This is a genomic window from Shewanella sp. YQ_9, assembly GCF_043103185.1.
Classification (GTDB): Bacteria; Pseudomonadota; Gammaproteobacteria; order Enterobacterales; family Shewanellaceae; genus Shewanella; species Shewanella algae.
The window spans coordinates 1-26176 of sequence record NZ_JBICJO010000077.1; the positions used below are offsets into that span (position 1 = coordinate 1).

Consider the following 26176-nt stretch of genomic DNA (forward strand, 5'->3'; position numbering starts at 1 on the left):
TTTATAGACAAACGCCCTAAGCCAAATCGGCCTAGGGCGGTAAAAATATCAAAGACCCGATATCCTGTTAATCACAAGGCAGCTCCGCTTAAGTGAACTAGGTTGCGGTGGGATCCGGGCCTTTTTGCGTCTGAGTGGATCATCTCAGTGGATCACATAGGCTCGTGTTTAAGTACCGCCCTATCCAGCTTGACTCTCATCACTTGCGGATCCCGCTTCAGCTTTTCGAGCACAGCCAGGAGATCGCTGCCTTCACTGGCGGCCAACACCATCAGCTGAGTGTCATTTTGCCAATCCAACCTCAGGCCTGAATCGGCAGCAAAGGCCGCGGCATCAACACCAGGCTTGAGTTTGACCACCAGCTTTCCGGTCACTGTCGCAAAAGGCTCGCCGGCCTCTGTCACCAGTTGCTCTCCCTGGCTCAGCCTGCTGGCTTTCTGCACACCTTTGTCTGTCTTGACATAAAAGGTATCCTTCAGTCCGAGGAAGTCGGCTCTATCGCCCTGTTGCTGATACTGCTTGCCGTTATCTTCAAAAGGATTTTTATCATGCGCCATTGCAGGAGCCGCCAAAAGTGTCAGCCCCATGGCCATCATTGCTGTTGAAATCTTCATCTGTTACTCCTTAAGATGCTGCCTTGGCCTTGTGGCCATGAAAACGAATGGACCAGCCCTTCAACATACCGTTACTCTCATTGGGAATACTGATATAACCCTTGTCATATTTGAGGAACTGATATTCACCGCTGTTCACATCTATCAGCTTAATGGTCCACACACCTTTGGTGTTTTCACCATAGAAAGCATTTGAGAGCATAGGCGTCTTATCATAGCCTTTGACCAGGTCATCCGGATCGTTGGGATCCATCACACCCTGATACACCAGGCCATTGAAAGGCGTCATCAACACACTGCGGGTACCTGCCGGAGACACCAGCTCAACCGCCAGATCAGGAAGACGCAGATGATCGGCGCTGAGCTCAATCTGCACCGCTTCCACCACCAAATCCTCGGCAACCTCAAGAGAGTCTGAAACCCCGGCAAGACTGGCATCCGGAATCGCCTTATCAAGATCCTTTTCACTGGCAATCCAGTCAGTCAACAGATACTCACCCAAGTCTGCCTTGTAGTCCTTGGCCATAGCTACAGCCGCACTGACATCTACCCTGCCAAAACCATACTCATTGTGGAAATGAAATCCTGCAGCGTTGTCCTGCCAGGCTGAGATAGCCTCATAGACAGGCGCCTTGTCCCCCTCACCGATAGCAATCGTCTTGGCGGGTATATCTGCATCCACCTTGGTGGCAGTCGAAGCCAAGATATGGCGAATATCACGCCAGGAAAGAGAGGGGTTGGCACTCATAATCATGGCGACTGCACCACTGGTATTGGGCGCTGCTGACGATGTTCCGTTCATGGTAGAACGATAGTCACATTCCAGATTGAGTGGATGCAGGCCGCCGTCAAAAGGCGTTGATGGGCGCTCTTCGGTAACCGAGCTCCCCTTGTCACAGCCGGCTCTGTCCGTGGTCACAATGGCGGGATCATCCTCACCATATTCCCCACCCGGCGCAGTAACGAACACATTGGAACCTACAGAAGAATAACTTGAGCGCTTACCGGCTGCATTGATTGCCGATACCAGGAGGTTATATACGTTGGCATTGTCGGAGGACATGTTGGCATTATGGAAGGGCAAACCGTGGTTGGGCACTTTGCCTTCTTTTGGCGCACTGAAATAATCACCGGGGATCCAGAAGGTATTGAACGCCTTGTAATATTTGTAGCCATTACCGGCAGACTTGACAAAGATGCTGCCCTTGCCGTCAAAACTGTCTTTGGTAATAGCACCATAGACCTCATTTTCATCTTCATCAAATCCATGGGGGAAAGGCACTGAATAACCATAGCTCTGGTTAAACACCCTGGCATTGTCACTGTAAGCACTGGCACCGTGGGACTTGGCGAAGTTCTCAAAGGTTTGTACGCTCTTGACCTTACCGCTGGGATCCTTATCCAGGAAGTTAAAGCCGATAAGGTTGGCATCGGGGGCAACACCGCGGCCGCCAAGGCCATTCCAACCGGCAGCGGCTATGATCCCACCAACAGAAGTACCGTGCGAAGCACTGTCGGCAAATGGCGTAGGATCGATAGTGCCGGTGATCAGGTTATAGGAGCCGCCTTCAATAACATTGGCCTTGAGATCCGGGTGACTAATCTCCAGACCATCATCTACCACAGCAACAATAACGCCTTTACCGGTAACACCTGAGGCAATAGCATCACTGACATTCATGTCTTCACCGGCCACACCGCGATTCTTGGCAAAGGCATTTTGGCCTGTGTTTTTCAAGTGCCACTGATGCTGATACAAAGGGTCGCCACCGTCGATACGCAATGTCAGCGCTGAGACAGACTCGCTCTTGCCGTCACTGACTTTGAAGCGCACGACTTCTGTGCCTTCCAACGCATCGGTCTGGTAGCTGAAGCTACCCTTGGCCGCATCATTGATGGTCAAAGTCCCTAACTTGACTTCGCCGGGATCCACTAACGAAAAGGTTATCCCTCCTTCGGCATCTCTTCCTTCCAGTTGACCATCCAGGCGTACCGACTGACGAACGTCATAGGTCACATCCTGACTCTCAGGGGCTGTATTAACCGGCTCAGGTGCCTTCTTGTTGTCACTGCCACACCCCGCCAATAAGACTGCGGCTATGCTCAGCGCAATAATCGACTTATGCATACTTCTTTTCCTTTTGATAATAAAACGCCATACCGCCGAAAACAGGTTTTCGGAAGCAAATGTTTAATAGGTATGGCGTATTTTTTATTGTTATAGCTTGGTCAAAATCAAGCATTAACATATGTATCACATGTAACAGCCAATTCAATAAGAGAAAAACAACAAGCAGGAAAAATCCTACATATGATACGAAATACGTTATTTGAGGTATTTTATAAAAGACTAAATAAAGAAATGGTAAGCCTATAAATCTAAAAACAATTTCCTATATAAGCCAGATCGCAAATGTAATAAAAACAGCATATTGTTTAAACAATTAGTTACAAATTGCCGAGCAGATTTTATTTTCAAAAGCCTGTTATTAACAGAAAGGTATCATTTTATAAGAGAGGTTTTTCAAGCGCGGGGTATTTTTAAGGTTATTTTATAGTCACCGCATAGATGACTATAAAATAATAAAACTACTGGGCATCTGGTTGATTTTCAGGTGCTGCATCAATAAAGGCCGGCAGAGTCAGGCACTCATCATTAATACGACATATATTGGGATAAGGAGACAAATCGATATTAAAACGCTTAGCATTATAAACTTGGGGAACCAGACAGATATCCACCAGGCTGACCTGGTCGCCGAAACAATACCGGCCCGAGTACTGCTGCAGCTGTTGCTCCAATGCACCAAAGCCCTGTTCGACCCAGTGGCGATACCAATCATTCTTGGCCGCGTCATCCAACTTGAGCGTCCCGGTCAGATACTGCAACACCCGCAAGTTGTTCAAAGGATGGATCTCACAGGCAATCCCCATCGCCATGGCCCTGACCAGCGCCCGCTGCTCAATATCACCCGGCAACAGCGCCTCACCGCCAAAGGCTTCATCCAAATATTCAATGATCGCCAGCGATTGGGACAACACCAACTCGGCGCGCTCGTCGGTTTCATCCGTCACCACCAAAGCCGGTACCAACTCCTGCGGGTTAAGCGCCTTGAAAGCAGCCTGATGCTGCTCGCCGCCATTGCGCACCAGATGAACCGAGAGCTGCTCGGCGCAAAGCCCCTTGAGGTTGAGCGCAATTCGCACCCGATAAGCGGCGCTGGAGCGCCAGTAACCATATAATTTCAACATAAGTTGTTCTCCCAAAGCTCGCTAACCTTAGATTGCGACTCCGCCTTGGTGACGCTTTATCCAAAGCCTTAACGCTGACACATTCGAAGGCAATACCAAGCCGGTATAAAAACCAACGGGGCTTCATCTTTATTGAGAGCCCCGTTTTGTTATCGAGTTATTTTACTCGGCTATATACTCAACTACCTGCTGATCTATCGTGCCGAAGATGCTGTGCCCGGCATCATCCAGCATTTCGATTCTGACCCTGTCTCCAAAGCCCATAAATGGCGTCACCGCCTTGCCCTCGGCAATCACTTCCAGCATGCGCTTTTCGGCCAAACAGCTGGAACCTGCGCTTCTGTCATAGTTGGAAATGGTGCCCGAGCCTATGATGGCACCGGCACCCAGGGGGCGGGTCTTGGTGACATGGGCGATCAGCTCGGCAAAGTTGAAGGTCATATCCACCCCGGCATTGGGCTTGCCGAACAGTTCGTTGTTCAGATGGGTGATCAGCGGCAGGTGAACCCTGGTATCCTGCCATTTATCCCCCAACTCATCCGGTGTGATTGCCACCGGCGAAAAACTGCTGGAAGGTTTGGACTGGAAAAAGCCAAAGCCCTTGGCCAACTCGGCCGGGATCAGGTTACGCAGCGACACATCGTTAACCAGCATCAACAGCTTGATGTGAGAGGCGGCGTTTTCAGCACTCACGCCCATGGGTACATCATCTGTAACCACGGCAATTTCCGATTCGAAGTCTATGCCCCAATCTTCGCTTGCCAGCGGGATATCAGCTCTGGGAGCGATAAAACTGTCTGAACCGCCCTGATAGACCAGGGGATCTGTCCAGAAAGACTCCGGCATTTCGGCGCCGCGGGCCTTACGTACCAGCTCAACATGATTGACATAAGCGCTGCCGTCGGCCCACTGGTAAGCGCGGGGAAAAGGTGACAAACAACGGCTCTCGTCAAAGTCCTGGGTGTTATCCAACATGCCGGCATTCAGGGCATCGGAAAGCTCTCTGAGCTGAGGTTCCAGCAGTGACCAACTGTCAAGCAATTGCTGCATGGTCTGGGCTATGGCGGGGACAGCCACTGTCTTCTTCAAATCCCGGCTGACCAACATGAGTTGACCATCGCGGCGTCCATTGTCATATGTCGCTAATTTCATACCTGCTCCTTCCTGTCTCTGCCCGGATTAATGGTTTTCATCAGGCTATGTGCCCGGCTCAATCCGTTTCTGTTATCCCGCCAGTAATACCTCATGCCGCAGGCAATGAAAACTCTGTGACTCACTTCACATTTAGCCCGCACGGGAATGAGTTTGTAAACTTTCACTGACGCTTGCCATCAGCAAGCGCCAGCAAAGGCTTTGCGCTCAAAGATAGCCTAAATTTCAGCCGTTCCGGCGGCAAATCCGCTTTACAGGGCTTCAGCGCTTCTTGCTGATCTCATACTCCCTGAGTTTATTGGCAATGGCGGTGTGGGATACCCCCAACTTTTTCGCCAACTGGCGGGTACTGGGGTACGCGGGATAGAGACGCCGCAGCAAACCGGCTTCAAACTGTTTCATGGCCTGATCCAAGGTGCCTTCAAACTCCTTGTCGAAATAGCCAAAACCTTCGGCATAGGAAGGCAGCTTCAACTGTTCTATGGTCAATTCGGCCGAACCGTCCCACATGGATACCGCTCTGAACACGGCGTTTTTCAGTTGCCGCACGTTACCGGGCCAGGCATAGGTCAACAGGTGATCGCGGCAGGACGCAGAGATCCGCCGCACCGGGCTGGAAAGCTGCTGGCTGTAGTGTTCAAGGAACATTTCCGTCAGCGGGATAATATCGACCCTGCGTTCACGTAGCGCCGGCATATGGAAACTCAGTACGTGAATTCGGTAGTAGAGATCTTCACGGAACTCACCGGTCTGACAAAGCTCCGCCAAATTCTTCTGGGTCGAGCAGATGATACGGACATCGGCGCGCACCTCTACATCGCCGCCGATACGGCGGAAACTGCCATCCTGCAGCAAGCGCAACAATTTAACCTGAGCGGCCTTGGACATCTCGGCAATTTCATCGAGGAAGACGGTGCCCCCCTTGGCTTCTTCGAAGAAACCCCGCTTAACCACTTCCCCCTTACTGACATAACCAAACAGCTCCTCTTCTGCGGCACTGTCGGGCATGGCGGCGCAGTTGATGGCAATAAAGGGTTTCTCCCGCCGCATGCTGGCATCGTGACAAGCCCTGGCCATCAGCTCTTTGCCTGTGCCGGTTTCTCCGGTGATCAGCAAAGGCGCATCCAGCTGTGCCATACGCTTGGCCTGCTTGAGTACCTCTTTCATCTTGTCGCTGACGGCCAGCACGGAATCAAAGCCACTACTCTGGCTCTGCAGCGCGTTGAACTGTTTGCCCACCCGCGCAGGTGACTTGAGTGCCACCACGGCGCCGGCGAGAATACTCTTGTCGTTTTCATCCGGCAGATAAATGGGCAGCATCTCGGCCAGATACTCGTTGCTGCCAATAGCAACCCGGGTGGCCTGCGCCAACACCTTGGGCTCACTGAGCCAGCGACCAAAATTGAAGCCTTGCACCCAGTGATTGAGGGATTCATCTATTACTTCATGTTCGGCCATTTCCAGAATAAGCAAGGCCGACTCGTTGACGATACGAATACGTCCCTTACCGTCGAGGGAAAACACGGCATCCGGCAGGGTTTTCAATAGGGTTTTGAGGGCGTAATGCTCCTGCTCCGAGGGCATAAAGGAAACGGTTCTGACGTCGTGCACCCCTTCCACCTTACGGATTTGGGGCATCAACTCACTCAAGGTCTCAAAGCCGACCTCGGCAAACTGCAAATATAAGAATCCCTTGTTGCTGGCGTCGATAGCGATAAGGTTAATCCCGTATCGCTCCAGCACCATTAAAATATCCTTGGCTAAACCAACGCGATCCTGACAACTGACTTCCAAGCGCATAACTGTCATTCCCTTTTATAATTCAGATTCTTTGGGATTATCGCCTGCATGAAGAGGTCGGCAGGCGATGTAAAAATGCGCCCTATACGTTAGAAGGTTCTGACACAAGTGGCAAGCTCGCTTTACAGCGGATTTGTAACAAAGGGAAAGGATTCAGTGTGAAGAGACAATCAACACACTGAATATATTAGGAAAAGATTAATCCAGCAACTGGTCTGTCTTGGCAGCCATGATAAAGTCGTTACGGTGCAACCCCTTAATGGAATGCGACCACCAGGTCACAGTCACCTTGCCCCATTCGGTCAGGATCCCCGGGTGGTGAAACTCTTCTTCAGCCAAGTCCGCCAGCTTATTGCTAAAGGCCATTGCCTGCCGGAAATTTTTAAACTTGTAAACCCGCTCCAGCTGCATGATGCCATCGCGCACCTGTACGCCCCAATCCGGGATCATCCGAATAAGCTCGGCAAGCTCGGCATCTGTCACCTTGGGAGCATCGGCGCGGCATGCTTCGCACTTCATATTGGCCAGTTCAGTCATAACATCTCCTTGAAAGTGGCCAGCATGCTTGCACGCAGGCCATTACCGCCAGTATCAGCTGGCTTTGGGTTGAAATTTGGGGGTAAAGAGTCCCAGTCGTTTGGCTTGGGTAATCGCCTTCATAATGTCCATGCGGGCGATTTCATCCAGAAAATCAATATGTTCTATCTCGTAATAGATGGGCTGCATAATGTCTATCCGATAGGGAGTGCGCAACACATCCAGCAGTTCAAAGGGTCTGCGCTCCGGTGTGTCGCTGAAGGCGTACAGCGTCTCGCCCGGCGAGCTCAAAATGCCGCCACCGTAAATTCTCAGGCCGTCAGTCTGGGTACGCAGCAAACCAAACTCCACGGTAAACCAGTAAAGACGCGCCAAAAAGACCCTGTCTTCCTTGCTGGCATCCAGCCCCAGCTGACCATAAATATGGGAGAAATGAGCAAAGGCCGGGTTGGTCAACAAGGGACAATGACCGAAAATCTCATGGAAGATATCCGGCTCCTGCAGATAATCAAACTCCTCCCTGCTGCGGATAAAAGTTGCCACCGGAAACTCTTTGTTGGCTAGGAGTTCAAAGAAGCGCCCGAATGAGATAAGCGCCGGTACCGCCGCCGTCTTCCAGCCCGTGGTGTCCTGCAACACGGTATCCAGCTCACCCAGTTGCGGGATCCTGTCTTTGGGCAAGTCCAACGCCTTGAGTCCCTGCATGTATTCGTCACAGGCACGTCCCGGCAAGTTGTGTTCCTGACGGGCATACAGCTCCTGCCAGATGGCGTGCTCGTCCTGCGGGTAATCTATTCGGCCATCACTGCCCGGGTGACGGGCCACATATTGAGTTGCTTTACTCATAGTCCATACTCACTGCCTGAATCGTTTCTGATTTCATGTTCACTCAAGGCCGCACTTTTGTTAACCAGGTCACACTTTATTTCCGGCGACCAGTGAAGAAAATTTGTAAAGATTGAGTTACAAATTGGTATTTAACTCTGTGAGCTCAGAAGCTTATTTTTGTGCTCCAAACAGGCTTTTTTGCATATTCCCAGCGAAATTAGCCCTTTTTGCAAATGGCTTTTCGGTGCCACTGCATTACAATAGGGGCTGTTTTATCCCGAGCACCCAAGGTATCTGAATGCCGATAAAATCGACCACCATCCGCAAGGCGGTAATTCCCGTTGCGGGTCTTGGCACCCGAATGCTGCCGGCCACCAAGGCCATTCCAAAAGAGATGCTGCCGGTAGTAGATAAACCCTTGATCCAATATGTTGTCAGCGAAGCCATTGCCGCCGGCATCAAGGAAATCGTGCTGGTTACCCACGCCAGTAAAAACTCCATTGAAAACCATTTCGATACCAGTTTTGAACTGGAAGCCCAGCTTGAGCGCCGGGTAAAGCGGCAACTGCTCAATGAAGTACAGTCTATCTGTCCGCAAAATGTCACTGTTATCAGCGTCCGCCAGGCTCAGGCCAAAGGGCTGGGACACGCCATTCTCTGTGCCCGTCCGGTAGTAGGTGATGAGCCGTTCGCCGTGCTGCTGCCGGACGTGTTGATAGACGATGCCGCCAGCGATCTTTCCCGCGATAATCTGGCCGAAATGGTCAGCCTGTTCGACCGCACAGGAACCGGGCAGATCATGGTGGAAGGTGTGCCTCACGAGAAGGTAGACCAATACGGAATAGCCGATGTCAACGGCCACGATCTCAAGCCGGGCGAATCCCAGCCGCTTATCAAACTGGTTGAAAAACCGGATGTCGACGAAGCCCCCTCTAACTTGGCTGTAGTGGGCCGCTATGTGCTACCTGCCGCCATTTGGCCCTTGCTTGGCAAGACGCCGGCCGGTGCCGGTGATGAAATCCAGCTCACGGATGCCATTGCCATGTTGATGCAAAGCCAGCAGGTCAACGCTTACTACATGCGTGGCAAGAGCCATGACTGTGGCAACAAGTTGGGTTATATGCAGGCAACGGTGGAACATGCATTGCGCCACCCCGAGCTTGGACGTGAATTTGCCGCCTATCTGGGCGATTTGGTTAAAGGAAGTAAAGCATGACAATTTTGGTCACCGGTGGAGCCGGGTATATTGGCACCCACACTCTGGTTGAACTTCTGGCCGCGGGCAAAGAGGTTGTGGTGATAGACAACCTGAGCAATTCAAGTGTCGAAGCCTTGGCCAGAGTCGAAGAGATCAGCGGCAAGAGCGTGCTCTTTTATCAAGGCGATATTCTCAACAAGGCATTCCTGCAGAAAGTCTTCAGTGACCACAGCTTCGAAGCCGTTATTCACTTCGCCGGCCTTAAGGCGGTGGGTGAATCCGTCGCCCAGCCGCTCAGATACTATGAAAATAATGTCACCGGCACCCTTATTCTGTGCCAGGTGATGAAAGAATATGGCGTTCGCAACCTGGTATTCAGCTCATCGGCCACAGTTTACGGCGATCCCGCCAGTCTGCCGATCACCGAGGCCTTCCCCACCGGCGCCACCAACCCTTATGGTCAGTCCAAACTGATGGTGGAACATATTCTGGCGGATCTGGCCGCGGCCGATGCCAGCTGGAACATCGCCCGCTTGCGTTATTTCAACCCGGTCGGCGCCCACAAGAGCGGCCGCATCGGTGAAGATCCCAACGATATCCCCAACAATCTGATGCCCTTTATCGCCCAGGTTGCCGTCGGCAAGCGCGATAAACTCAGCGTATTCGGCAATGACTACCCCACGGTAGACGGCACAGGTGTGCGTGACTATATCCATGTAGTTGACCTTGCCATAGGCCACCTCAAGGCACTGGATAAACTCGCTACCAATCCGGGCCTGGTCACCTATAATCTGGGAACAGGCCAGGGCTACAGCGTACTTGAGATGGTCAAAGCCTTTGAGAAAGCCTGCAACAAGGCGATCCCCTTCGAGTTTGCCCCGCGTCGTCCCGGCGATATCGCCGCCTGTTATGCCGACCCTACCCATGCTACCAAAGAGCTGGGCTGGAAGGCTGAGCACAGCCTGCAGGATATGGCCGACTCCAGCTGGAACTGGCAATCCAACAATCCTAACGGTTACAAGGGTTAGTCATGGATCTATCCCGCAGACATCTGTTCAGTCGCCGCAAGAGTAATGTGGTCAGGCCGCCCTGGAGTAAACCGGAAGCGGAATTTATCGACGCCTGTACTCGCTGCGGCGCTTGTGTGGATGCCTGCGAGACCCAAGTGCTTATCAAGGGGGATGGCGGCTTTCCGGAGCTTAACTTCCAGCGCGCCGAATGCAGCTTTTGCCAAGCCTGTGTCACCAGCTGTGCAGAGCCGGCATTCAGGCCTCTTAGCGAAGCGCCTTGGCGGCTTATAGCCCAATTTGCCGACAACTGCCTCGCCCGCCAGGGTATTGTCTGCCAAAGCTGCAAGGATGCCTGCGACGAGCGGGCGATCCGCTTTCCGCCCCTTTTAGGGGCTACCGCTCTACCTGTACTGGATGCCGAGCGCTGCAGCGGCTGCGGCGCCTGCGTTGCCCCCTGCCCCGCCTCTGCCATCAAGCTGGTAGAGCCAGACCCCGCCTGACTCCCATCCGGGAGCCAAAAATCTGACTCCCACAGCGCCAAATTTTAGTGGTTTTGTTCTTTTTCAATAACGGGTAACATCGGGCCTTCCCTGAGAAAAAACTCTTAAAAAGCATTATGTTTGGTAAAAGCAAAAAAACGACGGGGCTCACATATATTGCCCAGGGCAGCAAAATCACCGGTGAGAGTCACTTCGATGGCGAGACTCTGGTTGGCGGTGCCATTTATGGAAAAATCAACGCCGAAAGCAAGCTGACCATAGAAGCCAACGGCTTGGTTGATGGCGAACTCACCTGCCAGGAGCTCAAGGTCTCCGGACTGTTTCGCGGTAAGCTCTGCTGTGAAAAACTGACCATCTGCGGCACAGGGACTGTCGAAGGTGAAGTGGCCAGTAAGTCGATGGAGATCTTCGAAGGTGGCCAATTTATCGGCATGAGAGTCAAAGAAGAGGTCAATCTGCTGAAACAGCTGGGTAATGACAGCGAAACGGCTACCGAGTTGAGGCTGCAAACCCAGGAATGAGTTTAAAGTATGGGATCCTGCAACAGGATCTCCATCACACTTTGTTCACAAAATATACAAAAGCAGCACAGAATGGTGCTCAGTCACAGTAATGCGCTGCTCGGAGAGCTAACATCTACCCCCCTAAGTGGTATGAAGCCGCGGGATGGATGTAAGTGACGAGTCGATTACTCAAGCAGTTGTGCGAATTGGATATCTTTACTCTCATGGTGTTCAAGAACATCTATGAGACGGGGCATGCCAACTGTACGGCAAGAGATTTGGCGGTTTCCGCCCCCAAGGTCAGTCGCTGTTTGGCCGCGCTCAGGCTGGCCTTTGATGACGAGCTTTTCTATCGCCGCCAGCAAAAGCTCAAGCCTACCCCACTGGCCGAAAGCCTGTATCAGCCCGTCTGTGATTTCATTCACTCAGTGCATCGGCTGGAGCAACAGGTTCATCAGAGCCGTCAGCCCTCGAACGACATCTGTATCCATATTGCCGTGGCGCATGGACTGCTTTCCGCACTGGCGATGAAATTGGGGCTGAAAAACATTCAACAGAAGTTGGGTCAGGTCAGGCTCTACCCCTGGCAGGACGACTCGGCAGAGAAGATTCACCGTGGGCAACTGGATTTGGGGATCTGTCTCGAACACCCTGAGCAGTTGGATCTCATTCTGAGTTCACTTGGGCAGACCATGGGCGTATGTGTGGTCAGCCGAGAAGATCATCCCCTGTGGCAGAGATCGCCGGCCATCACCCTCGAAGATATCAGCCAATACACCTTCGTTTACTTGACCATCAAGGGCTTCAACGAACGCATGGATCCCATGGAGCTCTTCTGTCAGCAAGAAGGCATACCCCTATCCCAGGTGCATGCCGTACACGACAGAGAAGAATGGCACGCTCACCTGCTTACCATGGGCAGTGTAGCCTTCAGCACTCCCAACGAAATGGCGCTTATCAAGGGCATGCCGGGTTTGCGGGTGCAACATCTGCCCGAAACCGAGGTGGCCAAACTCCACCGGGCATTTTCGCTGCCAAGCTACTCCTTGGTGGAAAAAGCCCCCAGCTACCGCCGCTACTCCGAGCAACAAAGAAAGCAGTTGCTGGCTCTGGTCAGTCAAGAACTCTACCCCAAGGCCGAGTATTGAAAACTAAGTCAGGTCCTGTGCCTGACCCCTTTACTCGCACCAGCACCGACACCCTTCGCCCACCTCTCAAAAGCCGCTGACCGCTTTGTCCCTGGTATGGGTTTTCTGCCCTGTAGATTCGGCAATTTCAAAAACTGAAATTATCCATTTCACCATCAGTTATTTCTTTATCAATTTTTTAACCCTCAATTCACAAATAAAACAATAAGTCAAAACTACTACTTTAGATGTATGTATATTCAAGTTACTGCACAAGCAGTACCCATAATTTGAATAAAGGGACGCTATGATGAAAAACCATAATAAGTCATTACTGGCGCTGGCTCTGACCAGTCTATTGTGCCTTACCGCATGCGGGGACGGTGAGGACGGAAAAGACGGAGCCCCCGGTGAACCTGGCATACCAGGCGAACCCGGACAGCCAGGAGCCCCCGCAGGTTCAGGTACTTCCACCATTATCAGTGCCGGCGATGTCAGTTTCGAGATAGTGCCGGCCGACAACACACTGGCAGGCGGCGAAGCCTTCGCCCTCAAGTTCAAGGCCTCGGCCACCAACAGCTCAGGGGAGCGAGTCCCTCTGACGGGCCTGGATCAGGTCGCCCTCTACTCTATTACCGCCATGAGCAATGACTCGGGCAGCGGTGCGCCGCTGCAATGGGTCAATAATGCCACGGCTCAGGAACTGGGCAGCTCCATGTATTGCACCCTGGATGGCACCTATAGCTCCAGAGGTCAGACTGGCGATGCCTGTCTTCTGGTTGAAGATCCGGCCGAGCCAGGTACCTATACCGGCACTTGGGAACATGACGGGGTCGCCCCCATTATGAATGCCAACGACAACCTCAGCGCACCTCATCGCTTGTTCCTGCGCGCCTATAACCTCAAGGATGCCAGCGGCACAGCGGTTGCAGACAAGGTGCTCTCTACGCCGCTGGATTATATTCCGGCATCCGGCGAGCTGGTTGAAGCCACAGGTAAAGACACGGTAACAGATGCCGCCTGTATCGCCTGCCACGGCGAAGTCGAAGGCCGCATCGCCAAGATAAACGCACACCACAACTACCAAAGCACTGAGAAGTGCGTTGCCTGCCACAACCCGGCTCTGGTACCGGACGAAGCCCAAAAAGCCGAAGGTTGGGTATTTGATTTCGGCCCCATGGTTCACAGGCTGCATGCCGGCCATCACATCGCGGGTTTCCTCTCAGGTGAAGCCAAAGAGTACTTCGGTGAAATCGGCTTCCCGGCGGAACTCAACAACTGCGCCAGTTGCCACAACAACGGTGACTCCTGGAACGCCAATATCTACCGCGAAGCCTGTGTCGGTTGCCATATCAATGTCAACTTTGAAACCGGCGTAGGCCACTCTGACTTCAACCTGGCCCAGACCGACGACAGTCAATGTCAGTCCTGTCATGGCAGCGGAGCACTCAGTCCAACCCAGGCTCACAAGGTGGGTAAACGGGCTGAATATGCCGAGCTGTTGACCGTTGAGTTCACCTCAGCCACAGCTGCCGCTTCTACCACGGCGGGCAATAAACTGGTTACCATCACAGCCAATGTCAGCTTCAATGGTCAACCACTGACTGACACAGCTCAACTGGCGGTGCTCAACAAAGACGCCACTCTGATGGGTAATGTGGATGCCAAGGGTGAAGTCACCCGCTGGGGCAGCAGGCCAGGTCTTGCCAGCGGCAGCGCCGCCAATGGCGTGCTGACCCTGACTGCTGATGTACCGGAAACTCAGGCGATGGGCACCATTTACGTCGGTACCGAGGCCAACTTCTGTGTCGATAACTCAGGTAAGATAGCCGCCTGTGCCGAAGGCATGCCCTTCGATGCCGGTAATCCGATTGGCGCCACTTCAAGCGTTAAGTTCTATAACCTTGACGGTGGTGATGCAGTAACAGCCCGCTTTGCCATTGCTGAGCGGATGAGCGCCAGTGAAGCCAAGTGTAATGCCTGTCACGGCACCCTGGACTACATCAAGGGTACCCGCCACGGCACCTACACCTTCGATCAGTGTATGGACTGCCATAACAACAGCTATTACGGCTCCTATCACGGCACCTCCGAGTACAACACAGGTAATCTGGATGCCGATGGCAATCCTATATTTGCTGAAGTACCCGAGCTCTTGTATGCCAACCGGGATCTGATGACAGTTGCCCACCGCTTCCACAGTGGTAACTGGGGTGAAGCCGCCATCTTCCGTGACGCTTCAGGCGAGCTGCACGGCTACCCAGGTGTGGAAACCGAATGTTCCGCCTGCCACAAAGACGAGACACCGCTGTTCGCCGCCGATGGTGGCCTGACATCCGCCAAGCGTGCAATCAAGATTTCGGCTACCGAGTATATCTCTCCGGTTGCAGAATCCTGCCGTACCTGTCACGCTCACTCTGACGCGGCCGCTCTGGCCCACTTCAAGAGCAATGGTGCCTTCGTTGCCGGTGATGCTGCCACAGACGCCAACCTGCCGGTTGAGTCCTGTGCCACCTGTCACGCCGAAGGCAAGACCTATGGCGTAGATAAGGTACACGCAGGGGGTGCTCACTAGTACCGTACCTTGAGGGCTGTCCCTGCAAGGCCCTCCCTCAACTCTGCAACAACAAGGGGACCCAACCGGGTCCCCTTGCCTTTTCTCAACTTACTCAAGCCAGAAATTACAACTCAGTAGCCGACACCCTCTGCTGCCATAGTTGCCGCAGTTTACGGACAAAGCTCTCCGGCGGTTGATCCAATGCATCCACGGGAATATAGAGGTGATAACCCAAGTATTTGTCCAGCGTCAGGCAGCGGCGGCCAAACATGGCCAAAACGCCTCTGTAGCGCTCATCATTGACCGTCAGGGGTTCAAACTCGGCGCTGAGTGCCGCTTCCAGTGTTTGCAGCTCTTCATCCTGGGCGGCAGCTGTCATCAGCAAGGGCCGCTGCTCCGACAAGAGCCCGGTCGCCAACCTGGGTGAAATGGCATCCAGCAGTGGATTGATACGTTTGAGCTTGAGCCCGACATAGGGCAGCGTCAGTTGCTCCATACCTTGGGTGACTCTGGGCTGATCCAGCCGCTGAATATTATCCCAGGCCACAAACAAGCTGCCGCGGCGATGAAAGAATCTCAGCCCTTCGGCGCTGAATTCAAGACTGACATGGGGCTCGAGCTGCTTGGCAATTCCCAGCACCAAAGACACGGCCCCGAGGGCGAAACAAACCAGTCCGGGCGCAAACATCCAAGGCCAACCGATAAACAGCACCAAACCCAGGACAACGCCCAGCCCTCCGGCCAGGGTCAGTGTAATGCCATTGCGCTTGCTGCCCGGCCTTATTGTGATAGTTTCCATAACGCTTTTGCTCTATTGTCAGCGGCTTGTCAGCCGTTTATTCATTTCATGACCAGGGTTCAGGACCATTAGCGGCCGGTAACAGTCAACCAGGCCAATCCCAGATATTCGTGCAGCGCCTTTTGTGATTTATCCAGATTGGATGTAGTCAGGCGCCACCAGTGATCGCGCCTAAGCAGAAAGTCGGTCGGTGCCGCCTGAGGTTCAAGCCCGGTCGAGCGGAATATTCGCATCGCCCTTGGCATATGGCTGGCGGAAGTGACCAGGATCAGTTGTCTGCCACCCAAGGCATCTATTCCTTTATCGTCTGTGTCGGCACCGAAGGCCTGCCGCAACGCCAGGGCTTCCTCTATGGTATCGCGGGCCGACTCCAGCATTAGAATTCGCGATGGCTCGGCCCCCAACTCGATGGCGGCCTCGGCCATGCGCCGGGCATGACTCTGCTGCTCAAGGCCGCCACCCCAACCACTGACCGCCAGCAGGCAATCTTTGCTGTTGGCCGCTTTGAGTTGCGCCACCCCTTCACTGAGACGCTCAAGCGCCGTTGCCGACAACATATGTCGCGCGAGTCCGCCAACCTGATCATCATGGCCAGAACCCAGCACCATCACCACACAGGAGCGCGCCGGCGCAGCGGTATAAAGTGGATACTGACGCTCAAGTCCCGCAAGCAGGGTGTTGCTGCCGATAGAGCTGGAAAGCAGCAGCACCCAAGTGATGGCAAAAACCACCAGGGCACGCGCTACTCCCGGCCTGCGACGGATATAAAAGCAAGCCAGCAGCAGAGTGACCAAGGTTAGAGGAATGGGCATAAAGAATTGAGAGAGGATTTTTTTCAGCCAGAACACGCTTGATATCCGAAGGTTGGCAAAAGTAGCCATAGCTTACAGAAGCGTTACTCGGCTGACCAGTGATTGGCGAAGGGCTATAGGCTCACTCGCCCCAATACATGTTCGAGTGCTTTTCCCTTTTGTCTAAAGTGCCTAGAGTGTCTAAAGTGCCTAGAGTGCCTAAGTCGAATACCTGTAACACGGCCAGAGCGCCTCGCCAAACTCAGTCCCGGCCCCACAGCCAAGCGGCGCCGCGTACCCCGGAGGAGCAGCCGTAGTGATTGGCCAACACAGGGGTTCGGCACTCGCCGCCGACCACATAGCGCTTGAGTCTGGCCGGCAATGCCGGATAGATGGCCTGCACATTGGACATGCCGCCGCCAAGTACTATGGCGTCCGGATCCAGCAGATTGATCACATGGGCCAGAGAACGGGCCAGACGGTCAAGATAGCGCTCAAAGGCCGCGCCGGCCTCGGCATCCCCCTGCTCCACCAATGCCATCACCTCGGCGCCTGAGCTGAGCTGCGCCCCAGCAGCCTGGTTATAGTCGCGGACAAATCCGGTTCCCGAAATAAAGGTTTCGATGCAGTCGTACTTGCCGCAAAAACACTCAGTGCTGTTGAACTCCTCGGCGCTTATCCAGGGCAAGGGATTATGGCCCCACTCACCGCCTATGCCATTGCCCCCCTGATGCACCCTGCCATTGATGGCAATGCCGGCACCGCAGCCTGTGCCTATGATCACCCCGAACACCACCTCTTTGCCTGCGGCAGCGCCATCCAGCGCCTCGGAGACCGCAAAACAGTTGGCGTCATTGGCAACCCGCACTTTGCGCCCCAGGTGCTGCTCAAGATCTCTATCGAGCGGATGACCATTTAACCAAGTGGAGTTGGCGTTTTTCACCAAACCGGAAAAGGGTGAGATCACCCCGGGAATACCAATGCCGATGGTTCCTGTCATTTCCAGCTGCGTCTCGGCTTCATCGACCAAGGCACAGATGGCCTCAAGGGTCGCCTGATAGTTTCTGGGAGTGGCAATTCGCTTGCGAAACAGCTCACTCCCTTCGCCACTCAGAGCCACCAATTCAATTTTAGTGCCGCCCAAATCAACGCCGATACGCATCATGCTTTCAACTCCGGTGTGTATATCTGCTTCAATCGCAAGGCCAATCGGCACTGTATGCGATAAACCAAGGATTGAGGATAGTTTCTTTTTGGTTATATTTTAAGTTGTTGCCTGCTGGATATTCCAAAACTCGGCCACCGGCACTCTCAAGCACCGCCTGAGCCGCCGCCGTGTCCCATTCACTGGTAGGGCCCAATCTGGGGTAGATATCCGCTTTGCCCTCAGCGAGCAGGCAGAATTTGAGTGATGAGCCGACACTCTTCATTTCGTGCTCGCCAAACTGCTGCAGATACTCGCCAAGCCCCGGGCTCGAGTGCGAGCGACTGCCGACAATCACAGGGATCTGGCGCTTAACCCCGGCCCTGGCATTCAATTCCACACGCTGGTATCCAGCCGCATTTGGGGTCTCACGCCAGGCACCGAGTCCCAGCGCGCCCAAATAGCACACGGCTGTGGCGGGCACATAGACAACACCGGCGACCGCCTGGCCGCGGTGAATAAGCGCAATGTTGACGGTAAATTCGCCGTTGCCCTTAATAAACTCCTTGGTGCCATCGAGAGGGTCGATAAGCCAATAGGTTTCCCAGCCCCGCCGCTGCGCCCAGGGGATATCCGCCGCTTCTTCCGACATCTGTGGCCAGGTTGGAAACTCACGCGCCAGCGCCTGTTGCAACACGGCGTGACTGGCAAGATCGGCAGCCGTGACCGGACTGTCATCGGCCTTGCGCTCAATCGCCAGTTCGCCGCCCTGATAATACTGCATTATCGCCTCACCGGCGGCGCGGGCCATCTCGGCCAAAAGTGTCAGCTGCTTGGCATCAAGCAAGGTCTTGGGGGGATTATTCGACAAGGTTTCATCCTTTGGATCAACAAGATAGTTTATTATGCCAGCCACCCGGCTTTGGCGGGTATAACCTTTAGCTACTGGTTATAATCTACAGCCGGTTTTGCCTTACTTTTCATTCTGTTTAAGCCGATTCAATCCAAGGAAGATGCACCAAGCCCCGAAAGCATCTGCGTCAACTGCGCCTGCCAGGAAAGCCAGATGGGTGACGGATAATCTTTTGGCAAATAGCAGCGAAATGCCGAAGGCATGGCCGCCATGGCATCTTTGAGAGCGCTTGAGTCGAGCGCCGAATACGCCGGGCGCGGCGCCTGTGCTCGATTCAATAAGGCGCCGTATTCTACTGTGCTGACAGGCGTTATCCGGCACCCTGGCGTGATTGGCGCCGGGTTTGCTGGTGAATGTAATGCAGCTTGAGAATGCAATGCAGCTTGAGATTGCAACGCGGTTTGAGATGGCGACGCGGTTTGCAATGGCGGCGCCGCCTGAGAGCTTGGCGCAGAATTGCACTGCTGCTTGGCGATTTGCTCGGCTATCTCTTGGGTGAAAAGATACCAGCTGCACTGCCCCGTTGCCGCGTAATGAAAGCAGCCGCTCAGCACCGCGGACTTCTCTGGATTAAGATGAAACCAGATGAGCAACTGCCAGATAAGCCGCGCCAACGCCTCGGCCCAGGTTGGCGTGCCGACCTGATCCGCCACCACCTTGAGTTCCGGGCGCTCGGTCAGCAATCGCCGCATGGTCAACACAAAGTTGCTGCCAAAACGGCTGTAAAGCCAAGAGGTTCGCATCACCAGGGCGCCGGGATTAGCCTTAAGCAAGCGCTGCTCGCCGGCGAGCTTGCTCTGACCGTACAGGCTCAAAGGCTCGCAAACATCGCTCTCGGTCAAGGCTCTGGGCGCATTCCCGAGCATATTGGTAGCTGCATTTCCAGAAACGTTTCCGAAAACACTTCCCAAATCATTCCCGAAGACATTCCCGAAGACATTCCCGAAGACATAGTCGCTCGAAATATGGATAAGCCAAGCACCCTGTTGCCGGCACCAGAGGGCCAAACGCTCCGGCGCCTCGGCATTGAGCGCCATGGCGGCAGCCATATCCTGCTCGGCCGCATCCACGGCGTTGTAGGCGGCGCAGTTGATTATCACATCGGCATTGATTTCACTGAGCCGCTCGGGCAAATCTGCTGAGGTTAAATCCAGCTGCTGATGCCCGAGCGCCACGATTTCAATTGCGCTACCGGGTGCTTTAGCACTGCGGGGTTCTACAGCACTGCCGGGCACCAGGCTTGCCTCAGGTATCTCCATTCGCAGCCTGGAAGGCGAAAACTCGGGCAACCAAGGCAAGTTCGCCAGCAGCGCCTGTCCGAGCTGACCATGAGCGCCGGTGATCAATATTCGGGTAGTCTTGGCTTTCACGATTCGGGATTCATGGCTAATCAATTGATGGATTTTGTGGCTCGTATCCTCAAGGCAGGCGAACCAGGTTAGCCTGCGGCCGCCTCACGCTCAAAGTAGTCGATTAACTCACCAAGCGTCTTGTGGCCTCGCTGCTGCAGGAAATTCAGCAGCGCCAATGGTTCGCGATTGAGCAGCCTGTCTCTTGGATAACCGGCGGCATCCACTATCTCAAGCGCCAGCGGGAACTCCCCCAGACTGAAGGCAACATGAGAATCTGATCCCATCACCAACTGGGCGTCGAATCGTTTCGCCAGTTTGGCAATATTGAGGCAGCTGTCTTCACTGCCCTTGCGGGAGCAGGCAAAAGAGGAGTTATTGATCTCCAGCGCCACATTATGCTCGGCGGCAGCGCGGACAATCAGCTCCTGATCCAATGGATACTTGGGGTTACCTGGGTGGGTAATGATATCGACCTTGCCGCTGCGAATGCAGTTCAGCAGCGCCTGAGTATGGCTGTCACTGTCGGCGGGAGGGAATACCGGCTCGTGAAACCCGGCCTGCACCAAGTCCAGCTCTTCCAGGAACTCACCAAAGAAGTCGATTTCCCCCTCCAGATTGGTAATATTGGCTTCAATTCCGCGCAATATCCCTACGCCATCGACTATCCGCGGCAACACCCTGAGATTCACGAAATGCCAGAAATGCGGCGCATCGGCCATCGCCGGGCCATGATCTGTGGTGGCAAACAAACGGATCCCTTTCTGCTTGGCGACTGCCAGGTAATCATGGATCGTGCTGTAGGCGTGAGTAGAGGCAACTGTGTGGGTATGGGTATCGACTGCGAACATGGCTCCCCCAGGAGACTGTTTCTTGAAAACCGGGCCACTAGCTTAGCGCAACTGACCCACTTTGGCGAATGAACCCAATAGCTTTCCTACCTATCGGCCACCCCAAAGATAAAAGGTATGCATCGACTCAAACTGCTTGAACAGCATAGGTTTCCAATCCACACAACTATCAAGCACCTGCCGTGGGCTTTCGTCCTAACGGCTTCTCGGCACGCCGTGAAATCATCCCTGATGGCTCTACTCTGGCATCCATGCCAGAGAAGGCCTCGAATCCATCAGGACCAGAATACTTGTGTTGTTTGCATTTGCGGTTGATTAACTCAAGTAGGCTCAACTAAACCGGACTTGTTATCTTTTACCAAGCGCTCTCTTGCGGGCACGTTGCTTTTGGGCGGCTTTACGCTGGTTTCTCGGTGCATCAAAACTGCGGTTGAGATCCGGCTCAAACCCGGGCAGCCATTCTCTGGGGAGGCGTCTGTCGAGCATGGCTTCCAGCTCTTCGAGGAGGCGCTCGTCGTCACGACTGAATAGGGTGATGGCGAGCCCTTCCATGCCGGCGCGGCCGGTGCGGCCAATGCGGTGCACATAATCTTCGCGCTTGAACGGCAGCTCCAGATTGATAACGCAAGGCAAGGCCGCTACATCCAGGCCTCTGGCGGCAACATCTGTGGCCACCAGCAAACGGCATTCACCCGCCTTGAACGCCTGATAGGTCTGCTCGCGCTGAGCCTGACTCAGATCTGAGTGCAGCGCACTGGCGGCCAAGCCCTCGGCACTGAGCTCACAGACCAGTTTGTCGGCCCCCTCCTTGGTGCGGCTGAACAGCAACACCTGACGCCAGTCGTGCCGGCGACAAAGGGCGGCAACGGCGGCGGCCTTACGCTCGCTATCGAGCTCAATCAATCGTTCCTTGATACTGCCACCCTGCTCCGATGCTTGCAGCTCCAACACTTTGGGAGACTGCAGCAAAATCTTGGCCAGACGCCAGATGTTGTCGTTGAAGGTGGCAGAAAACAGCAGAGTCTGGCGCTGTTTGGCCATCTTTTTCATCAGCGCCGAGATCTCATCTTCAAACCCCATGTCCAACATGCGGTCGGCCTCATCAAACACCAGGGTTTCAACCTTATCCAGCCTGAGACTGCGCTTTTTAAGGTGATCCAGCAGGCGCCCGGGCGTGGCGACCAAGATATCGACGCCATCCTTGAAGTTCTTTAGCTGCCCATCGAGTGGCACACCGCCATAGGCAATGGCAATCTTCAGCTCGCAGCCCTTGGCATAGCTTTTAATGTTATCGAAAACCTGCTGCGCCAACTCCCGGGTAGGCACCAGCACCAGAGCCTTGGGTGCTGCGGGTTTTACTGCTCTCTCAGTCGTGGCGGGCATTAAACGCGCCAGCAACGGCAAGGCAAAGGCGGCGGTTTTCCCTGTGCCCGTCTGTGCCTTCACCAGGAGATCGCTGCCGGCGAGCACCAAAGGAATGGCCTCTGCCTGCACTTGGGTTGCCTTGCTAAAACCCAGTCCGGCCAGATTGGTCAGTAGCGGTTCGGGCAGAGAAAGAGAAAAAGCGGCAAATTCCATGGAGAGTCCTTCAAAAATAAAGCTTAGGGCAAACCGCCATTATACTCTGCTACCCGGTGACGAATAGGCGTTACCCCTGCGTTCGAGCAGCAAACATTGCTTACGGGTGAAAAATTAACCGCCCGAGAGACTTATTCGGTTTGACGTTTGCTTTAGGCTGCAGCGCATCTTATTGTCATAAAAAGCAGTTTTACTTTTCTCTGCCCTATTTGAACAAGGAAGCGCCCATGGCCGTCACCAGCTTAGATGCCAGTCAGGTATACCGTCCCGCCAATCTCGACAATCTGGGAGATGAGGTCAAGTCTACCCGCGAACTGGAGCCACTGGATGACATCATAGGCCAGGAGCGGGCCCAGAGTGCGGTGGAATTTGCCATGTCCATCAAGGAGAAGGGCTACAACATCTATGCCATAGGCCAAAATGGTCTGGGCAAACGCACCATGATGTTGCGTTATCTCAAGCGCCATGAATTTACCGACAAGACACTTAACGACTGGTGTTATGTGGCCAACTTCGACCAGACCCGTACCCCCAAGGTGCTCAAATTGCCCGCCGGCAAGGGCGTCACTTTCAAGAAGGAGATGGAAAAACTGGTTCTCAGGCTGGTCAAGGCGCTGCCGTTGGCATTTGACAACGAGATGTATTACCGCCGCGCCGACAAGCTCAAGAGTCAGTTGGCGCAAAAACAGGAAGCGGCGCTGTTGGCTCTGAGCGAAGAAGCCAAGGGGATGAAAATAAGCCTCTCCATCAACACTCAGGGCGAGTATCAGTTGATGGCGCTGAACGGCGAAGAGCCGCATACCGAGGAAACCTATCACGCCCTGCCAGAAGCCGAGCAGCAGGCGTTTGAACAGAATATCAAACACTTGGAATCGCGCCTGCGGGGCATTATCCGCCAATTGACCGAATGGGAAGAGGAGTTCAGCACCAAGCAGCAGGAGCACGATGAACAGGTAGCCCGCGAAGTACTGAGCCATTTCTTCAAGCCGCTCAAGGATGAATACCGCAGCCTGCCGGAGATCCGCTCTTTTCTGACGGCGATGCAGAAAGATATGCTCGGTAACCTGGATATCTTCCTTGAGGAGAGTGAAGACCAACTGGCACTGGCCTATGCCTCGCTGGAAAAGAAAATGCCCAGGCGTTATCAGGTCAACCTGCTGGTCGGTCAGGAGGAGCAGAAATTCCCTGTGGTGGTAGAGGAAAACCCCACCTATCACGGCCTATTCGGTTATGTGGAAAACGCCACTTATCGCGGCACAGTCTTTACCGACTTTTCGCTGATCCGCCCCGGCAGCCTGCACAAGGCCAATGGCGGGGTGCTGCTGATGGATGCGGTCAAGGTGCTGGAACGGCCCTACGTTTGGGACGGGCTCAAGCGGGCACTGCGTTCCCGCAGTCTGGATCTCAGCTCGCTGGAGCGTGAAGTCTCCCTGTCCGGCACAGTTTCATTGGCGCCGGAGCCTATCCCTCTGGATGTCAAAATCGTGCTCTTCGGTGACAACCAGACCTACCAGTTACTGCAGCATTATGATCCCGACTTCAGCGAGCTATTTCGGGTAACCGCCGACTTTGAAGATGTGATGCCAAGAAGTCCGAAGGCCGAATGTTTCTATGCCAGATTTATCTCCTCGATAGTGCACGATAACCAGATGTTGCACTGCGATCGCAGCGCCATTGCGCGGATAATCGAATTCAGCTCGCGCCAGGCCGATGACCAAACCCAGCTGTCATTGCACTCGGCCAATATCGCCAATCTGCTGCGGGAGACCCACTACTGCGCCAAGGCGGCCAACGCCCGCAGTATTCGCCTCGCCCATGTAGAGCAGGCTCTGGCGCAGCAGGAGCAAAGGGTATCGCGTCTCAGAGATCAACTGATGCAGAGCTTTCATAAGGGCACCACCCTGATTGATGTGCACGGCAAAGTCTGCGGCCAGGTCAACGCCCTGTCGGTCATCGCCACCACAGATCATCAGTTTGGCCTGCCCAACCGTATCAGCGCGACCACAGCTTTTGGCAAGGGCGAAGTGTTGGACATTGAACACAAAGTGCGCCTCGGCGGCCGTATTCACTCCAAGGGGGTGTGGATCCTCTCGGCCTATATCAAAACCCTGTTGGGACGCGAGGCCGATATTCCGCTGACCACCTCCCTGACCTTCGAGCAATCTTATTCCGGGGTCGATGGCGACAGTGCCTCCATGGCCGAATGCTGCGCCATTATCTCTGCAATCGCCCAGGTTCCCCTGCGCCAGGATATTGCCATAACAGGTTCAATGAACCAGTTCGGTGAAGCCCAGCCCATAGGCGGGGTCAATGAAAAGATTGAAGGCTTTTTCGATGTCTGTGCCATCAAGGGGCGCAGACATACCCAAGGGGTGATCATTCCCGCGGCCAACGCCCACAACCTGATGCTGAAAAAGCCTGTGGTGGACGCCATCAGCAAGGGCAAGTTCCATATCTGGACGGTCGAGCATGTGACCGAGGCGATGGCATTGCTGTGCGATATGGAAACCGGCAAGGCCGACAAGCGCGGTCATTACCCGAATGGCAGTTTACTGGGACTGGCCTCGGCCAGGCTGTCAGCTTTAAAAGCCAAAGATAAAGCGTAATCCAACGCTAAAGTAAGCAGCGCCGCTCAAGGGCGGCGTTTGATTATCCCAAAGGGGTTGAACACCCCAACCGCTGCCGACCTGTGCTGACAGAAGAACGCTCCGGGATACGTTTCACCTCTTCCAGAATAGACTGATAGATCAGCGCAGTAGATTCATGTTGCATCCGCTCGAAGGTGCTGACCAGATGATATGAAGGCGATTTGTGCTCAGGCATGCGGATCTCAAACGGGATCACCAAACGCTGTTTCTCCAGCTCCTTTTCCACCAGCAAGCGGTTGACATAGGCAATTCCCGCGCCCAAGACCGCGGCTTCTATGGCCTGAACTGAATTTTGAAATACCAGCCTCGACTGTTGTGCTCTCCGTTCAATGCCAAAGTACTGTAATACTATATCCCACTGTACCAATCTATTATTGGTATATATCAAGGTCATATTATCGACGGCATTTTGTGTTAAAGAATCATAATTAACCGCACAGTATTCAGGGTGGCAAACGGCAACCATTTCCTCATCAAAGAGATGAACGGAATAATAATTATCCCAGGAGTCATAACCGTATCTAATAGCCAGATCCAGACCAGTACTTCCAAAATCAAGATATTCCAGGGTATCGATAAACTCGATACTGATCCCCTTATGATAAATATGACTCTGGCTCATTCTTGGCAATAGCCAGTTTTTCAGCAGTGACGGCGGCACAGCTACTTTCAATGAGGGGCTATGCCCCTGCACCCCAAGGTCTATGGTGGCTTCTTCCATATTTTTTAGAATAATCGCGACTCTGGCGAAATATTTTCGGCCGCTGTGAGTGAGCTCCAATTGCCTGTGACTACGGTCAAACAATTCTTTACCGACAAAGTTTTCCAATGCGGCGATTTGGTGACTGATTGCGCCCGGCGTCACATTCAGTTCAACCGCTGCCAATTTAAAACTCTTGAGTCTTGCGGCCGCTTCAAAACAAATCACCGCCTTCATTGGTGGAATTATTCTCATATTTTCTCTTAACACTTTAGTTTTTTTAACGTCACAGACGAAAACGATTGGTTTGATAACTCACCCATGC

The 26176-nt window shown here is 53.8% G+C and carries 22 protein-coding genes; 7 read left to right on the forward strand and 15 right to left on the reverse strand.

Annotated elements, in window-relative coordinates:
* Window positions 1-152 precede the first annotated feature (152 nt).
* The 7 genes from ACF8D4_RS21645 to phhA form a co-directional block, all read right to left on the reverse strand.
* Window positions 153-614, reverse strand: a complete 462-nt coding sequence (locus ACF8D4_RS21645) for a hypothetical protein (protein ID WP_025010899.1) — start codon at window positions 612-614, stop codon at window positions 153-155.
* A gap of 10 nt (window positions 615-624) precedes the next feature.
* Window positions 625-2742, reverse strand: a complete 2118-nt coding sequence (locus tag ACF8D4_RS21650; protein WP_144133695.1) for a S8 family serine peptidase — start codon at window positions 2740-2742, stop codon at window positions 625-627.
* Window positions 2743-3203: 461 nt separating this feature from the next.
* Window positions 3204-3863: a maleylacetoacetate isomerase gene (gene maiA / locus ACF8D4_RS21655; RefSeq protein ID WP_025010900.1), complete on the reverse strand. Its 660-nt coding sequence runs from the start codon at window positions 3861-3863 to the stop codon at window positions 3204-3206.
* 165 nt (window positions 3864-4028) lie between these two features.
* Entirely contained in the window at window positions 4029-5018 is a 990-nt protein-coding gene (locus ACF8D4_RS21660) for a fumarylacetoacetate hydrolase family protein (RefSeq protein WP_025010901.1), read from the reverse strand.
* A 261-nt stretch (window positions 5019-5279) separates the two neighbouring features.
* The gene (gene tyrR / locus ACF8D4_RS21665) at window positions 5280-6818 is read right to left on the reverse strand and encodes a transcriptional regulator TyrR (RefSeq protein ID WP_025010902.1); all 1539 of its coding nucleotides are present in this window, start codon (window positions 6816-6818) and stop codon (window positions 5280-5282) included.
* Between the two features lie 198 nt (window positions 6819-7016).
* Window positions 7017-7355 carry a 4a-hydroxytetrahydrobiopterin dehydratase gene (locus tag ACF8D4_RS21670; RefSeq protein ID WP_025010903.1) on the reverse strand — a complete coding sequence of 113 codons (339 nt, stop codon included), beginning with the start codon at window positions 7353-7355 and terminating at the stop codon, window positions 7017-7019.
* Window positions 7356-7409: 54 nt separating this feature from the next.
* Complete coding sequence (phhA, locus tag ACF8D4_RS21675) at window positions 7410-8201, reverse strand: phenylalanine 4-monooxygenase (RefSeq protein WP_025010904.1); 792 nt, start codon at window positions 8199-8201, stop codon at window positions 7410-7412.
* 286 nt (window positions 8202-8487) lie between these two features.
* On the opposite strand from phhA, the gene galU reads away from it, so the two are divergent.
* The 6 genes from galU (at window position 8488) to ACF8D4_RS21705 (ending at window position 15096) form a co-directional block, all read left to right on the forward strand.
* On the forward strand, window positions 8488-9399 hold the full coding sequence (galU, locus tag ACF8D4_RS21680; protein ID WP_025010905.1) for a UTP--glucose-1-phosphate uridylyltransferase GalU: 912 nt from the start codon (window positions 8488-8490) through the stop codon (window positions 9397-9399).
* A complete protein-coding gene (gene galE / locus ACF8D4_RS21685) occupies window positions 9396-10409 on the forward strand; it encodes a UDP-glucose 4-epimerase GalE (protein WP_025010906.1) in 1014 nt (337 codons plus the stop codon). Before galU ends, galE begins: the two co-directional genes overlap by 4 nt.
* 2 nt (window positions 10410-10411) lie before the next feature.
* Window positions 10412-10891: a ferredoxin-type protein NapF gene (gene napF, locus ACF8D4_RS21690; protein ID WP_144380239.1), complete on the forward strand. Its 480-nt coding sequence runs from the start codon at window positions 10412-10414 to the stop codon at window positions 10889-10891.
* A gap of 116 nt (window positions 10892-11007) precedes the next feature.
* Window positions 11008-11412, forward strand: coding sequence for a polymer-forming cytoskeletal protein (locus ACF8D4_RS21695; RefSeq protein WP_025010908.1), 405 nt, complete (start codon window positions 11008-11010; stop codon window positions 11410-11412).
* Between the two features lie 155 nt (window positions 11413-11567).
* On the forward strand, window positions 11568-12542 hold the full coding sequence (locus ACF8D4_RS21700) for a LysR family transcriptional regulator (protein WP_392466541.1): 975 nt from the start codon (window positions 11568-11570) through the stop codon (window positions 12540-12542).
* A gap of 286 nt (window positions 12543-12828) precedes the next feature.
* Entirely contained in the window at window positions 12829-15096 is a 2268-nt protein-coding gene (locus ACF8D4_RS21705) for an OmcA/MtrC family decaheme c-type cytochrome (RefSeq protein WP_190532572.1), read from the forward strand.
* Window positions 15097-15202: 106 nt separating this feature from the next.
* Here the strand turns inward: ACF8D4_RS21705 and ACF8D4_RS21710 are convergent, their stop codons facing one another.
* From ACF8D4_RS21710 to ACF8D4_RS21740, 7 genes are all read right to left on the reverse strand, one after another.
* On the reverse strand, window positions 15203-15877 hold the full coding sequence (locus tag ACF8D4_RS21710) for a DUF2982 domain-containing protein (protein ID WP_101059771.1): 675 nt from the start codon (window positions 15875-15877) through the stop codon (window positions 15203-15205).
* A gap of 68 nt (window positions 15878-15945) precedes the next feature.
* Window positions 15946-16725, reverse strand: coding sequence for a YdcF family protein (locus ACF8D4_RS21715; RefSeq protein WP_392466545.1), 780 nt, complete (start codon window positions 16723-16725; stop codon window positions 15946-15948).
* A 205-nt stretch (window positions 16726-16930) separates the two neighbouring features.
* Entirely contained in the window at window positions 16931-17833 is a 903-nt protein-coding gene (mak, locus tag ACF8D4_RS21720; protein WP_392466548.1) for a fructokinase, read from the reverse strand.
* A 28-nt stretch (window positions 17834-17861) separates the two neighbouring features.
* On the reverse strand, window positions 17862-18623 hold the full coding sequence (cysQ, locus tag ACF8D4_RS21725) for a 3'(2'),5'-bisphosphate nucleotidase CysQ (protein WP_392466576.1): 762 nt from the start codon (window positions 18621-18623) through the stop codon (window positions 17862-17864).
* A gap of 188 nt (window positions 18624-18811) precedes the next feature.
* Window positions 18812-20095 carry an SDR family oxidoreductase gene (locus ACF8D4_RS21730; protein WP_392466549.1) on the reverse strand — a complete coding sequence of 428 codons (1284 nt, stop codon included), beginning with the start codon at window positions 20093-20095 and terminating at the stop codon, window positions 18812-18814.
* A 68-nt stretch (window positions 20096-20163) separates the two neighbouring features.
* Complete coding sequence (locus ACF8D4_RS21735) at window positions 20164-20925, reverse strand: phosphatase (RefSeq protein ID WP_392466551.1); 762 nt, start codon at window positions 20923-20925, stop codon at window positions 20164-20166.
* Window positions 20926-21273: 348 nt separating this feature from the next.
* Window positions 21274-22503, reverse strand: a complete 1230-nt coding sequence (locus ACF8D4_RS21740; protein WP_392466554.1) for a DEAD/DEAH box helicase — start codon at window positions 22501-22503, stop codon at window positions 21274-21276.
* Window positions 22504-22730: 227 nt separating this feature from the next.
* Here ACF8D4_RS21740 and ACF8D4_RS21745 point away from each other — a divergent pair, with 227 nt between their 5' ends.
* Window positions 22731-25109 carry a Lon protease family protein gene (locus ACF8D4_RS21745; protein WP_071239211.1) on the forward strand — a complete coding sequence of 793 codons (2379 nt, stop codon included), beginning with the start codon at window positions 22731-22733 and terminating at the stop codon, window positions 25107-25109.
* 43 nt (window positions 25110-25152) lie between these two features.
* On the opposite strand, the gene ACF8D4_RS21750 is transcribed toward ACF8D4_RS21745, so the two are convergent.
* Window positions 25153-26106, reverse strand: a complete 954-nt coding sequence (locus tag ACF8D4_RS21750) for a LysR substrate-binding domain-containing protein (RefSeq protein ID WP_045282634.1) — start codon at window positions 26104-26106, stop codon at window positions 25153-25155.
* Window positions 26107-26176: the final 70 nt, after the last annotated feature.